This is a genomic window from Streptomyces sp. NPDC101160, assembly GCF_044768205.1.
In the GTDB taxonomy this organism is placed as follows: domain Bacteria; phylum Actinomycetota; class Actinomycetes; order Streptomycetales; family Streptomycetaceae; genus Streptomyces.
In genome coordinates, this window is the sequence record NZ_JBIWPJ010000001.1 from 361624 (window position 1) to 375329 (window position 13706).

The 13706-nt window shown below is 70.8% G+C and carries 10 protein-coding genes; 1 reads left to right on the plus strand and 9 read right to left on the minus strand.

The genetic code is table 11. The annotated features are described in order from the left end of the window. Positions 1-6: 6 nt before the first annotated feature. The 9 genes from araA to ACIRSU_RS01715 form a co-directional block, all read right to left on the minus strand. Complete coding sequence (araA, locus tag ACIRSU_RS01675; RefSeq protein ID WP_403788073.1) at positions 7-1515, minus strand: L-arabinose isomerase; 1509 nt, start codon at positions 1513-1515, stop codon at positions 7-9. A 79-nt stretch (positions 1516-1594) separates the two neighbouring features. Next, positions 1595-3301, minus strand: coding sequence for a ribulokinase (araB, locus tag ACIRSU_RS01680; RefSeq protein ID WP_403788075.1), 1707 nt, complete (start codon positions 3299-3301; stop codon positions 1595-1597). A gap of 269 nt (positions 3302-3570) precedes the next feature. Next, positions 3571-4581 carry a LacI family DNA-binding transcriptional regulator gene (locus ACIRSU_RS01685; protein ID WP_403789370.1) on the minus strand — a complete coding sequence of 337 codons (1011 nt, stop codon included), beginning with the start codon at positions 4579-4581 and terminating at the stop codon, positions 3571-3573. 167 nt (positions 4582-4748) lie between these two features. Then, entirely contained in the window at positions 4749-5819 is a 1071-nt protein-coding gene (locus ACIRSU_RS01690; protein ID WP_403788077.1) for an aldose epimerase family protein, read from the minus strand. Positions 5820-5958: 139 nt separating this feature from the next. Beyond that, positions 5959-6966, minus strand: coding sequence for a galactofuranose ABC transporter, permease protein YjfF (yjfF, locus tag ACIRSU_RS01695; protein ID WP_403788079.1), 1008 nt, complete (start codon positions 6964-6966; stop codon positions 5959-5961). Next, positions 6963-8078: an ABC transporter permease gene (locus ACIRSU_RS01700; protein ID WP_403788081.1), complete on the minus strand. Its 1116-nt coding sequence runs from the start codon at positions 8076-8078 to the stop codon at positions 6963-6965. The genes yjfF and ACIRSU_RS01700 overlap by 4 nt, the downstream gene beginning before the upstream one ends. Continuing rightward, positions 8075-9634: a sugar ABC transporter ATP-binding protein gene (locus ACIRSU_RS01705; protein WP_403788083.1), complete on the minus strand. Its 1560-nt coding sequence runs from the start codon at positions 9632-9634 to the stop codon at positions 8075-8077. Before ACIRSU_RS01705 ends, ACIRSU_RS01700 begins: the two co-directional genes overlap by 4 nt. 68 nt (positions 9635-9702) lie before the next feature. Further along, on the minus strand, positions 9703-10704 hold the full coding sequence (locus ACIRSU_RS01710) for an ABC transporter substrate-binding protein (RefSeq protein WP_403788085.1): 1002 nt from the start codon (positions 10702-10704) through the stop codon (positions 9703-9705). Positions 10705-11163: 459 nt separating this feature from the next. Further along, complete coding sequence (locus ACIRSU_RS01715) at positions 11164-12132, minus strand: acetylxylan esterase (protein ID WP_403788087.1); 969 nt, start codon at positions 12130-12132, stop codon at positions 11164-11166. Between the two features lie 405 nt (positions 12133-12537). On the opposite strand from ACIRSU_RS01715, the gene ACIRSU_RS01720 reads away from it, so the two are divergent. Beyond that, positions 12538-13608 (plus strand): helix-turn-helix domain-containing protein, encoded by a 1071-nt coding sequence (locus ACIRSU_RS01720; protein ID WP_403788089.1) that lies wholly within the window; start codon positions 12538-12540, stop codon positions 13606-13608. The last annotated feature ends 98 nt before the right edge of the window (positions 13609-13706 follow it).

Genomic DNA, 13706 nt, shown 5'->3' on the forward strand with positions numbered 1-13706 from the left:
GGGTGTTCACAGGCTCTGGGCCAGACGGTGGTAGGCCTGGTTCCAGCGCAGCTCGCGCGTGAAGCGCCGGACGGTGGTGTCCTCGTCGATGACGGCGAGTTCGGTCCGCAGCATCTCGGCGAGGTCCTCGAGCTCCTCGCCGCCGAGGGCGGTGGTCAGGACGGTGTGGTGCGGTGCTCCGGCCGTCAGCCAGGCCTCGGTGGAGGTACGCAGGTCGGGGCGTGGGCGCCAGACGGCTCGGGCGACGGGGAGCCGGGGCAGCGGCTCGGGCGGGGTGACCACGTCGATGTGGTTGGCGACGAGGCGGAACCGGTCGCCCATGTCGGCGAGACCGACGACGACGGCCGGGCCGGGATCCGCGTCGAAGACGAGACGGACCGGGTCCTCGCGTCCGCCGATGCCGAGCGGGTGGATCTCGCAGCTGGGTGTGGCCGTGGTGAGGGAGGGGCAGACCTCGAGCATGTGGGCGCCGAGGATGAGTTCCCGGCCGGGCGTGAGGTCGTAGGTGTAGTCCTCCATGAAGGAGGTGCCGCCGGGCCGGCCGTGGGCCATCGCCTTCAGTGTGCGCAGCAGGGTGGAGGTCTTCCAGTCTCCTTCGCCGCCGAAGCCGTAGCCGTCCGCCATCAGGCGCTGCACAGCGAGCCCGGGCAGCTGGCGCAGGCCCCCGAGGTCCTCGAAGTTGGTGGTGAAGGCCCGGAAGCCGCCTTCCGTGAGAAAGGCCCGCAGGCCCGCTTCGATGCGGGCGGCGTAGCGCAGGGATGCGTGGCGCTCGCCGCCGGGTCGCAGCTCGGGGGCGAGGGCGTAGAGGTCCTGGTACTCCTTGACGAGGGCGGTGACGGTGTCCTCGTCGGCGGCGTCGACCGCGGCGACGAGGTCGTTGACGCCGTATGTGTTGACCGAGACCCCGAACCGCAGCTGTGCCTCGACCTTGTCGCCTTCGGTGACGGCGACGTCGCGCATGTTGTCGCCGAACCGGGCGAGTCTGAGGGTGGTGAGTTCGGACCGGCCGACGGCGGCGCGGGCCCATCCGGCGATGCGATCGACGACGTCGGGGGTGGAGACGTGGCCGGCCACGGTCTTGCGCGGGACACCGAGACGGGTCTGGACGAAGCCGAACTCGCGGTCGCCGTGGGCGGCCTGGTTCAGGTTCATGAAGTCCATGTCGATGGTGGACCAGGGCAGCCGGCGGTTGGCCTGGGTGTGCAGGTGCAGCAAGGGCTTGCTGAGGGCGTCGAGGCCCGCGATCCACATCTTGGCCGGGGAGAAGGTGTGCATCCAGGCGATCAGGCCGATGCAGCGGTCGTCGGCGTTGGCCTCCAGGCAGACCGCGCGGATGGCGGCCGCGTCGGTGAGCACCGGCTTCCACACCAGGCGCACGGTCATCTGGGGCTGCTCGGCGAGGGTGTGGCAGATGGCGCGGGACTGGTCGGCGACCTGGGCCAGGGTGTCCTCGCCGTAGAGGGCCTGACTGCCTGTCAGAAACCAGATCTCGCGGTCGGGCTGGGCGAGCGTCATGTCGGGTGTGCTCCTCGGAGGTACGGGGGCGGAGAGGTGGGGCCGAAGGAGAGGCTGCGGGGGCGGGGAGGTGGCCCGGTCAGGCGGTGGTGGCGGCCCGCGCGGTGTTGCGGATCCGTCGCAGGCGGTGCAGGAGGAGGTCCGCGCCGGTGCCGAAGTGCTCGTACAGGGCGCGGTACTCGTCGAACAGCGCGTCGTAGGCGTCCGCCCGCGTGGGATCGGGCACGTACGCGTGGCGCTGGACGCTGCCCATGACGGCGGCGGCGGAACGTACGTCGGGGTAGGCGCCCGCGGCGACGGCGGCGTGGATGGCCGAGCCGAGCGCCGGCCCCTGTTCGGAGGTGCCGACGGACACGGGGCGGCGGAGCACGTCGGCGTAGATCTGCATGAGCAGGGCGTTCTTCTTCAGTCCTCCGGTGACGATGAACTCCTCCACGGGGATCCCGCCGCCCTCGAAGGCCTCGACGATCAGCCGGGTGCCGTAGGCGGTGGATTCGAGCAGGGCCCGGTAGACGTCTTCGGGCCGGGTGTCGAGGGTGAGGCCGGCGACGACTCCGGAGAGGTGGTGGTCGACCAGGGGGGAACGGTTGCCGTTCATCCAGTCCAGGGCGACCAGGCCGTGCGCGCCGACCGGCTGGTCGGCGGCCTTGCGGGTCAGGAGCTGATGGAGATCCTCGCCCGAGGCCTGCGCCTCGGCGCGATAGTCGTCCGGTACGCCCTGCCGGAGCCACCAGGCGAAGATGTCGCCGACCGCGCTCTGGCCGGCCTCGTAGCCGTAGGCGCCCTCGACGATGCCGCCGTCGACGACTCCGCAGATGCCGGGGACCTCGGCGAGGGTTGCGCCGTTGAGGACGTGGCAGGTGGAGGTGCCCATGATGGCGAGCATCCGGCCGTTCTCGACGGCGCCAGACGCCGGTGCGGCCACGTGGGCGTCGACGTTCCCGACGGCGACGGCGATGCCCTCGGGGAGGCCGGTCCACTGCGCGGCCAGGGAGCTCAGCGCACCGGCCCTGGAGCCCAGAGGGGAGAGCGGGTGCTCCAGGCGCGTGGCGGGGAAGTCGGCGAAGTCCGGGTGGAGCCCTGCCAGAAAGCCGGGCGCGGGGTAGGCGCCGTCCTGATGGATGCCCTTGTAGCCGGCGGTGCAGGTGTTGCGGGACTCGCTGCCGGTCAGCTGCCAGACGATCCAGTCGGCCGCCTCGATCCAGCGGGCGCAGGCGGCGTAGACGGCCGGGTCCTCCTCCAGGACCTGCAGGGCCTTCGCGTACTGCCACTCGGAGGAGATCTTGCCGCCGTACCGTGCGATCCACTTCTCGCCGCGGGCGTGCGCGAGGGCGTTGATGCGGTCGGCCTGCTCCTGGGCCGCGTGGTGCTTCCACAGTTTGGGCCAGGCGTGCGGGCGGTCGGCCCACTCGGGCGTCAGGGCGAGCGGGGTGCCGTCCGGGGTGGTCGGCAGGACCGTGCAGGCGGTGAAGTCGGTGGCGATCCCGATGACTTGGCCGGGGTCGACGCCGGCGTCGGCGAGCGCCGCCGGAACGGCGGTGCGCAGGACATCGCGCCAGTCCTCGGGGTGCTGCAGGGCCCAGTCGGGGGGCAGGGAGGCTCCGGTGGAGGGGAGGCGGTCCTCGATGACGGCGTGACGGTACTCGTGGACCGACGAACCGAGTTCGGCGCCGTCCCGGACCCTGACCACGACGGCGCGCCCGGAGAGGGTGCCGAAGTCGACTCCGATGGTGCAGGCCTCGGGATGGTGACGGGCTGCGAGGTCCGAAGGGGCGTGTGTGGTCACGTGTGATCTCTCTCGTCCAGGAGCAGGGGTCAGAGGAGCACCCTGATTGCAGGAGCACCCTGATTGTTAACGCTCACAATTGCGTGCGACAAGAGCTGGGTGCAGTTCTTTCGCACATCGGCCAAGAAACGAAAGTCCGGGAAGTGAGCGCTCACGTGCACACCAGAGGTGGTCCCCGGCGTCGCGAACCGGGACGCGCCCGCCCCCGGACCGCGGACAGGAAGCCGGCGCCGGCGGCAAGGAGGTGGCGGCGAGAGCCGCCCGCCGCGTCAGGCCTCGTGCGGAGGGCGCGTGCTCGCGCGCATGATGAGCTGCGGTTGCACCAGGAGGTGCTCGGGCTGCCGGGCGCGACCCTCGATGTGGTCCACCAGCAGCCCGATGCTCCGGCGCCCGATGGCGGCGAAGTCCTGGCGGACCGTCGTCAGTGGCGGAGGGAAGTACTCGGCCTCCGGGATGTCGTCGAAACCGGCGACGGCCACCTGGCCGGGCGTGCGGATCCCGCCCTCGCGCAGCGCCCGCAGGACGCCGAGCGCCATCTGGTCGTTGGCGACGAAGACGGCCGTGACCGGTGTCGCCCCGCGGCGGGCCAGGGCGAGTCCCGCGAGTTCCTGTCCCGCCCGGTACCCGGACAGCGGGCTCCAGTCCCCCGTCAGTACGCGCGGAGGCCGGATGCCGCTCTCCTCCAGGACGGCGCGCCATCCCGCGGTGCGGGCCTCGCTCTCCAGCCAGTCGTCGGGACCCGCCACGTGCCAGACGGTGCCGTGTCCGGCGGCGAGCAGGTGCTCCGTGACCATGCGGGCGCCGAGCTCCTGGTCGAGGGAGACTCCGGGCAGGTCGAGCTGATGCCCGCCCTCCACGGTGACCACGGGGAAGGGCGCGTCCAGCTCGGCGAGCGCATGTACGTGCGAGCGCTGTGGGGTGATGGCGACGACGCCCTCCACGCCCCAGGACGCGAGGTGGTCGATGGCGTCCTTGAGCCCCTGCCCCTCTCCGGTGCGCAGACTGACGGTCGAGACGAGGTAGCCCTGTTCCCTGGCCGCCTCCTCCAGGCCGGTCAGGGTGCTGGCGGGCCCGTACAGGGCGGTGTTGACGGCGATGACGCCCAGCGTCCTCGTACGGCGCGTCACCAGGGCGCGTGCGGCGGAGTTGCGGCGGTAGCCCAGCCGCTCGATGGCCAGGGTGACCTGCTCGCGGGTGGCCGCGCGCACGTTGGGATGACCGCTCAGCACCCGGGAGACGGTCTGGTGGGAGACCCCCGCCTCTCGTGCGACATCGGCCATCGTCGGCGGGCGGACGTCTCCTGCGGCATGCGCCACGTTCGCCTCCCTTCTCCCTGCTTGCGGCTGTGTATCGATGCGAGCAAAACCCTAGCGCCTCTCGTATCACGCTTTTGTGAGCGCTAACAACCCTCTCTCGCGAGACGGGCCCGGCCCTGTCCGGAGCAGCGTCAGCCCCGCGTACTGAACCGCAGGACCGTCCTCGACCGGTACTCCTCGCCGGGGCGCAGCACCGTGGACGGGTCACCGGGGCGGTTCGGGGAGTCGGGGAAGTGCTGGGTCTCCAGCGCGATGCCGGCGCCCGTCCGGTAGGGGGTGCCGCTCTTGCCGAGGACCGTTCCGTCGAACTGCCCCGCGGTGTAGACCTGGAGCCCGGGCTCCGTGGTCAGCACCTCCATGCGGCGGCCCGTGGACGGTGCGTGGAGGACGGCGGCCGGGCGGAGCGTGTCGTCGTCGCCGTGCGGGCTCAGTACGAAGTTGTGGTCGTACCCGCCGCCCGCCCCGGGCCGGGCCTGGGCCTCGGCGATCCTGAGCGGCCGGCGGAGGTCGAACGCGGTGCCGGTGACGGGGCGGTGGTCCCCGCAGGGGATGAGTTCCTCGTCGACCGGTGTGTAGTGGGCGGCGTGGACGGCCAGTTGATGGTCGAGGATGTCGCCGGCGCCCTCGCCTTCGAGGTTGAAGTAGGCGTGGTTGGTCAGGTTGACCAGGGTGGTCGCGTCGGTGACCGCCGCGTAGGAGAAGGAGAGTTCGCTGTCACGGCTGATGAGACAGCTGACGGTGACGTCCAGGTTTCCCGGGAATCCCTGGTCTCCGTCGGGGCTGCGGAGGTGCAGGAGCACACCGGTCCGCTCCGGGGTGTGCACGCTTTCGGCCTCCCAGAGCCGGGTGTCGAAGCCGTCGGTTCCGCCGTGCAGGCAGTGACCGTTCTCCTGCGTGCTCAGCTGGTACGTCTTCCCGTCCAGGGAGAACCGGCCCCGTGCGATGCGGTTGGCGTAGCGGCCCACGGTGGCTCCGAAGTACCGGGCGGCAGCGGTCCGGGCCGGGTTGCGGGGAGCGAGGACGACGTCGGCCGGGGTGCCGTGCCGGTCCGGCACCCACAGTCCGTGGAGGCGGGCGCCGCGGGTGTGCACCTCTGCCGTGAGTCCGCCGGGAAAGCCGAAGGTCCATCGTTGCCCGGCATCCGTGTCGGTGGCGCAGACCGGTGGGCCACCGGTGAAGGGCGGAAGGGAGGACGGGGTCATGGAAGTTCCTTGTCCGGAGTGCGGCACAGCCGGGAAAGGAGGGTGAAGGCCCCGCTTTCCCGGCCGTGATCGTGGTGGTCGGTGGTCGGTGGTGAGTGGTGGTGGGTGGTCAGCTCGGGACCGGGCCTGCCCGGGAGGTCTAGCGCACCGGGCGGGAGCCGCCGAAGAGCCGCTGGAGGAGGATGAAGACGAACAACAGGCCGCCGATGACGATGCGCGTCCACCATGAGCTGAGCGTGCCCTGGAAGCTGATGACGGTCTGGATCAGGCCGAGGACCATCACGCCCAGCGCCGTTCCCAGGACGAAGCCGGAGCCGCCGGTGAGCAGCGTCCCTCCGATGACGGCGGCCGCGATGGCGTCGAGTTCCATGCCGACGGCGTGCAGGGCGTAGCCGGACAGCATGTAGAAGGTCAGCAGCAGGCCGCCGAGGGCGGAGCACAGGCCGCTCACGGCGTACACCGCGATCTTGGTGCGTCCCACCGGCAGGCCCATGAGACGGGCCGAGGACTCGTTGCCGCCCAGGGCGTAGACGGTGCGGCCGAAGCGGGTGTGGTGGAGGACGACGAAGGCCAGCGCCAGCACGACCAGGGCGATGACCACGGCGGGTGAGACGAACAGTCCCCCGGGCAGGAGCACCCGCGTCTGGGCGATCCGCGTGGTCGTCGGGTCGGTGAGGGAGATGGACTCCGTGCTGATCATGTAGCAGAGGCCGCGGGCGAGGAACATGCCGGCGAGGGTGACGATGAAGGGCTGGATCTCGAAGGTGTGGATCACCCAGCCCATGAGGGCGCCGCCTGCTGCTCCCACCAGCAGGACCAGCGGCACCGCCAGGGCGAGCGGGAGGCCGTTCCGTTCGACGAGCCAGGCCGTCAGCATGGTCGACAGGGCCACCATGGAGCCGACGGACAGGTCGATTCCGCCGGTGAGGATGACGAACGTCATGCCGATCGCCACGACCAGCAGGAAGCCGTTGTCGATCAGGACGTTGAGCAGGACCTGCGCGGAGAAGAAGCCTTCGTACCGCAGGGAGCCGATCGAGAACATCGCGATCAGCAGAGTGGCCGTCACCAGGAGCGGCACATGGGCGGCATGCCGTACCGAGAACCGCTGGAGCGGCCTGGTGAGGGAGCTGGGGGCGGTGCTCACGGGTGGACCTCCTGCTGGCGGGATCCCACGTCACCGGCCGCGGCGGCCGGGTCCGGGGCGGCCGCTCGGCGACGGCGTGAGAGTCGCGCGCGGAACGCGGGCGACTGGACGAGACACACGACGATGACGACCAGTGCCTTGAAGACGAGAGTGGTCTCCGGCGGTACGCCGAGGGTGTAGATCGTGGTCGAGAGGGTCTGGATGATCAGTGCGCCCAGGACCGTACCGCCGAGGGAGAAGCGGCCGCCCGTCAGCGCGGTGCCGCCGATGACGACGGCGAGGATCGCGTCCAGCTCGATCCACAGGCCCGCGTTGTTCCCGTCGGCGCTGGACACGTTGGAGCTGATCATCAGGCCGGCCACCGCGGCGCACACGGCGCTGACGACGTAGACCGTGACCAGGAGCCCGGTCGCCCGGATGCCGACGAGCCGGCTCGCCACCGGATTGCCGCCCACCGATTCGAGGAGCATGCCGAGCGCGGTCCGCCGCGTGACGAGGGAGGTGACGGCGACGAGGGCCGCGGCCAGCAGGACGGCGAAGGGCAGGGTGAGCCAGTAGCCGCCGCCGATCATCTTGTAGGCGTCGCTGGACACGCTGATGATCTGGCCGTCGGTGATCAGCTGGGCCACGCCCCGCCCCGCGACCATGAGGACCAGTGTGGCGACGATGGGCTGGACACCCAGCCGGGCGACGAGGAAACCGTTGAGGAGGCCGATCACGGCGGCGGTGCCGAGCGCGACCGCGATCGCCGACATGACGGTGGGCAGGCTTCCGGGATCCTTCGCGGTGGCGATGTGCTCGCACGCGAGCGCGCCGGCGATGGCCACCGTCGAGCCGACCGAGAGGTCGATGCCCCGGGTCGCGATGACCAGCGTCATGCCGAGCGACACGAGGATCAGAGGGGCGCCGAACTGAAGGATGTCGATCAGGCTGCCGTACAGGTGTCCGTTCTGGACGCGGACGGCGAAGAAGTCGTGGGTGAGCGCGACGTTGCCGAGCAGCAGGGCGGCCAGGACGGCGGCGGGCCAGAAGAGGCGGTGCTCGGTGAGCTGCCGGGCGCCGGGTGCCCGGGCCGGACGCCCCCCGGCGCCGGTGTCGTCAGGTGGTGTCATGAGGTGGCTCCGGTGGCGATGGTGCCCAGGATCCGGTCGGGCGTCAGGGTCAGGTCGTTGGGGAGGGTGGCGACAAGCCGGTGGTCGCGCAGCACGCCGACCCGGTGGCTCAGCCGCAGGACCTCCTCGAGTTCGGCGGAGATGAAGAGGACGGCGGTGCCCTCCGCGGCCAGGCGGGTGACCAGTTTCTGGATCTCCGTCTTGGCTCCGATGTCGATGCCCCGGGTGGGTTCGTCCAGGATCAGCAGCTCGGGGTCGGTGAGCAGCCACCGCGCGAGCAGCACCTTCTGCTGGTTGCCTCCGCTGAGGTTGCGGACCTGGGCCTCGGGGTCGGCCGGGCGGATGTCGAGGACCTCGGTCCACCGGGCGGCGATCTCGTCCTGCCGGGTACGGGAGAGGGGTCTGGTCCAGCCGCGTGCGGCTTGGAGCGCGAGCACGATGTTCTCGCGGACCGTGAGTTCGCCGATCAGGCCCTCCGCCTTGCGGTTCTCCGAGCAGAAGGCGATCTTGTGGGCGATCGCGGCGCGGGGGGACCGCAGGGCGGTCCGTTCGCCGTCGATCCGCAGCTCGCCGCCGTCGGCCTGGTCGGCGCCGAAGAGCAGCCGAGCCGCCTCGGTACGTCCGGAGCCGAGGAGTCCGGCCAGGCCGATGACCTCGCCTCGGTGGATGTCCAGGTCGTACGGCTGGACGGCACCGGCCCGCGCGAGTCCGCGGGCGCTCAGGAAGGGGGTGTCCGCGGGGACGGGGGCGGCGGTGCCGGTGTGCGACGTCTCCGCGAGTTCGTCGAGGGTGCGCAGTTCGCTGCCGACCATGCGGTGTACCAGGGTGACGGGTGTCAGCTCGTCGATCCGGTACTCGCCCTCGAGGCGTCCGTTGCGCAGGACGGTCACCCGGTCGCACAGGTCGAAGACCTGGTCGAGGAAGTGGGTGACGAAGAGGATCGCGACGCCCCGGTCCCGCAACCGGCGTACCAGGACGAACAGTTGGGCGACCTCGTCCCGGTCGAGGCTGGAGGTGGGCTCGTCGAGGACGAGCACCTTCGCCTGGATGTCCACGGCCCGTACGATCGCGACCAGTTGCTGGACGGCGAGGGAGTGCGCGCTCAGCGGCAGACGGACGTCGAGGCCGAGTTCCAGCTCGGTGATGAGCTGTGCCGCGCGCCGGTGGAGAGCCGACCAGTGGACGAGTCCCAGGCGTCGGGGTTCACGGCCGATGAGGATGTTCTCGGCGACGGAGAGGTTGGGGCACAGGTTCACCTCCTGGTAGACCGTGCTGATTCCGGCGTGCTGTGCTTCCAGTGGTTCGGCGAACCGCTGAGGGGTGCCGTCGACGGAGACCGTTCCCGCGTCGGGCGGGTGGACCCCGGTGAGCACCTTGATGAGGGTCGACTTGCCGGCGCCGTTCTCGCCCATCAGTGCGTGGACCTCGCCCGGGAAGAGGCGCAGGTCCACGCCGTCGAGGGCGAGGACGCCGGGGAAGGCCTTGCGGATGCCGTGGGCTTCCAGGACGGGCCGGTCGACGCGGGTGGGTGTGTGGGGGGTGGGTGGGGCTGCCATTCGCCCTCCTCTCCTGAGGGATCGGGGGGCGGCGCGAGGCCGCCCCCCGAGCGGGTGCGGGCGGAAGGTCAGTACTGGCGACCGGGAAGCGCGGCCGCGGCCTGGTCCTGGGTGTAGACGCCTTCCTTGACCTCGACCCGTCGCGGGACGCTCTCCCCCGCCGCGACCTTCTTGGCGAGTTCCATCAGCTGGTCGCCGAGGAGCGGGTTGCACTCGACCACCACGTTGATCTTCTTCTGCTGCATGGCGACGAAGGCGTCCTTGATGCCGTCGACGGAGATCACCTTGATGTCGGTGCCCGGCTTCTTGCCCGCTTCCTCGATGGCCTGGATGGCACCCAGGGCCATGTCGTCGTTGTGGGCGTACAGGACGTCGATGTCCTCGTGGGACTTGAGGAAGGCCTGCATGACCTCCTTGCCCTTGGCGCGGGTGAAGTCCCCGGTCTGGGAGGCGACGACCTTGAACTTGGGGTCGCCCTTGATGACGTCGGCGAAGCCGGCCTTGCGGTCGTTGGCGGGGGCGGAGCCGGTGGTGCCCTGGAGCTCGACGACGTTGACCGGCGCCGTGGTTCCCGCGTACTCCTTCACGAGCCACTTGCCGGCCTCCTGCCCCTCCTTGACGAAGTCGGAGCCGAGGAAGGTCCGGTAGAGGGAGGTGTCCTGCGAGTCGACGGCGCGGTCGGTGAGGATCACGGGGATGCCGGCGTTCTTGGCCTCCTTCAGGACGGTGTCCCAGCCGGACTCCACCACCGGAGAGAAGGCGATGACGTCCACCTTCTGCTGGATGAAGGTGCGGATCGCCTTGATCTGGTTCTCCTGCTTCTGCTGCGCGTCGGAGAACTTCAGGGTGATGCCGGCCTTCTCGGCCGCCTCGCGGATGGACTTGGTGTTGGCGGTGCGCCACCCGCTCTCGGCTCCTACCTGAGCGAACCCGATCACCAGCTTGCCGTCGGAGGAGCCCTTGCCGGTGCCGCCGGGGCTGCCGGTGGTCGCGGGCTCGGTGGTGCAGGCGGTCAGCACACTGCCGGCCAGGGCGGCGGCGGCGATGACGCGGAGAGCTCTGTGGGCCATGTCGTGGTTCCTCTCGGGACGTGCGTCGTACCAGGCGGAGCCCTGAAGGCGATGGGCACCGTGAAGGGTGGCTGCGCAGGGGTGGTCGATCCGGGCGAGGCAGGACGAAGCGTCAGCCCCGACGGCCGTGAGCCGGCGAACGCGACACATTGTGAGCGTTAACAGAGTGGTTACTCAAGGGCTCGTACGCCTGTTACCCGTTCTTGATGCCCAGGAGCGAGACGGCGATTGGCGCGGGGAGACCCCCCGAAGTCCAGAGGAACACGCGGTTACGGAGAGAGCTTGACTCTCCGGACCCCCTGCGACCTGGGCCGGACCAGAGGGGGGCCACTACCCGCGGGCCCGATACGGCAACGTGACACGGAGCGTCGAGACCCAGAATTTGTGAGCGCTAACAATTTGATCACCTGGGTCGGCCGTCGGAAGAATGCCGCCTGTTCACGTGGCGCGCCCGAAGCGTCAGGCGTACGACCGCAACCAGCGCAGTCTGGCCGCCTCGTGGTACGGGCCGCCGCCCTCGTGGTCGTTGAAGTCGTAGACCTCGATGGCCTTGTCGGAGCCGCCCCAGGCGTTGAACGCCGCGAAGACGGTCGACGGCGGGCAGATCTGGTCCTCCAGCGCCGCCGAGAACAGGGCGGGTGCACGACCGCGGGCGGCGAAGTGGACGCCGTCGAAGTACGACAGCGTGCGCAGGGCGTCCTCGGTGCGGCCGCGGTGCGTCCTGAGGTAGAGGGCGACCTCGCGGTACGGGTGTCGGTCCGTCAGCGTCGTGGCGCGGGGGAAGTCGCACAGGAACGGCACGTCCGGCGCCACGGCGACCAGGTCCGGCACCAGACCGCCCACGGCGATGGTGATGCCGCCGCCCTGACTCCCGCCGAGCGCCACGGTCCGCGAGGCGTCCGTCAGCGGGTGCGAGCGGGCCGCCTCCACCGCGCGTACGGCATCGGTGAACACCCGCCGGTAGTAGTAGTTCTCCGGGGCGTCGATGCCCCGAGTCATGAACCCGGGGTACGCCGGACCGCTGCCCGCCGGGTCGGCGGTGCCGCCACCGCCGCCCCAGCTGCTGCCCTGCCCCCGGGTGTCCATCACGAAGTGCGCCCGGCCACTGGACGCCCACAGCAGGTCCTCGTGGGGAAGACCGCGCCCGCCGCCGTAACCCATGAACTCCACGACCAGCGGCACCTGTTCCTGGGCCTCGGCCGGCAGCCGCAGCCAGCCCTTCACCGGGTGACCGCCGAACCCGGCGAACGTCACGTCGTACACCCGGACCGTCGACAGTCCTGCGTCGACCGGCTCGAAGCGGGCGTCCAGGTCGAACTCGCGTGCCTCCGCAAGCGTCTTGGCCCAGAAGGCATCGAAGTCCTCGGGGGCGACCGAGTCGCTGTGATACTCGCGGAGTTCGTCGAGGGGGAGGTCGAAATGGGCCATGCGGGACCGCCTTCGGTAGGTGGGATGACCGGTCACACCGTACGTGGGAGCGCGCCCACCCCACCAGAGTCTCCGGATCGCCCTGGCCGCGCACGCGTGCGGCCCACGAAGTTCCACCACCACGTGATCCGCCGGTGTTTCCTCAGGTCAGAGGGCGGCGTCGCGTTCCGCCGATTCCTGCCTGTGGTTCTGCCTGGAGACGGATACGGCCCGCTGGTTGGCTGTTCGGTGCGGGCGGGAATCCGGACTTCACCAAGGTGGTCCGGTTGCACGCCGGCCAGGTCGTTGTCCGTACGACGAGCCGTCCGGCCCTGTCGGGCACCCGGCGGCCGTCTTCCGGGTCGGTGCAGCGTCCTGTTCGCGTCCGTGACAGCCCCGGAGTCACTTCCCCTGAGCGGAGAGAAATTGAGCGTGGTGTTGACGACCGCCTCCGTGCCGGACCAGGACAAGGTCGCGTACTGGAACGATGCGGTGAGCAGGACGCTGGTGCCGATGGAGGTCGCCCCCCGGGGTGACGGGCCGTTCGACGGCCGGATCGCCACCAGCCGTCTCGCGTATCTCCAGGTCTCCACCGTGGAGGCCGACGCGGGGCGGGTCAGCCGCACACCGGCTCTCATCGCCAGGTCGTCCGAGGCGCTGGTGGCGGTCGGTGTCCAGACATCCGGCACGGCCACCTTCGTCCAGGACGGCCGGCGGGCCTCGGTGCGTGAAGGTGACCTGGTGGTGTACGACACGACCCGGCCGTACTCCTTCGACTATCCGCAGCGGTTCGCCACGCACGTCTTCCAGCTTCCACGCCGCACGCTGGGCGTGTCGGACAGCGACATCCGGCAGGTCACGGGCAACGCCATCGGCACCGGGGACGGTTTCGGCGCGATGCTGCTCCCGTTCCTCGCCACCCTGGCCTCCTCCCCTGCCGACGGCTATCCGCCGGCGGTCGCGGACCGGCTGGCCGGCAATGTCGTCGAGCTGTTCGCCACCCTGATCACCGAGCGGGCCCACCCGGGCGGCAGGGTCACGGACGCACCGAGCCATCTGGTGCTGCGCGTCCGTGACCACATCAACCGGCACCTGGGCGACCCGGACCTGTCACCGGAGCGCATCGCCCGGGCGCAACGGATCTCCGTCCGGTACCTGCACCGGCTGTTCGAGGGCGAGGGGACCACGGTCAGCCAGCTCATCCGGCAACGGCGCCTGGAGGAGTGCGGCCGCGAACTGGGCCGCCGCGGCGGGACGGCCCCCACCGTGTCCGCCGTGGCGCAGAGGTGGGGATTCGTCAGCCCGGCCCACTTCAGTCGGTCCTTCCGCGCCGCCTACGGCGTCTCCCCCCGTGAATGGCGCAACCTGCGCACCGCCCAGGAGGATCTCGGAGGTGCCCCGGTGATCGCTTCGGCACCCGGGATCCCCGCCGGGGGCGCCGCCGGTGTCCACGGTGCCGACCGTCACGGGGCCGGCCTCGCGCCGTCCAGCAGGTGAGGTTCTGCTCCGGCTCCCCGTGCCCGCGACGGCGGTGCCCGGCCCCGGCAGTCGCCACACGCCGTTCCGCCGCCCGAGCAGGGACCTGTGCGGCGCTC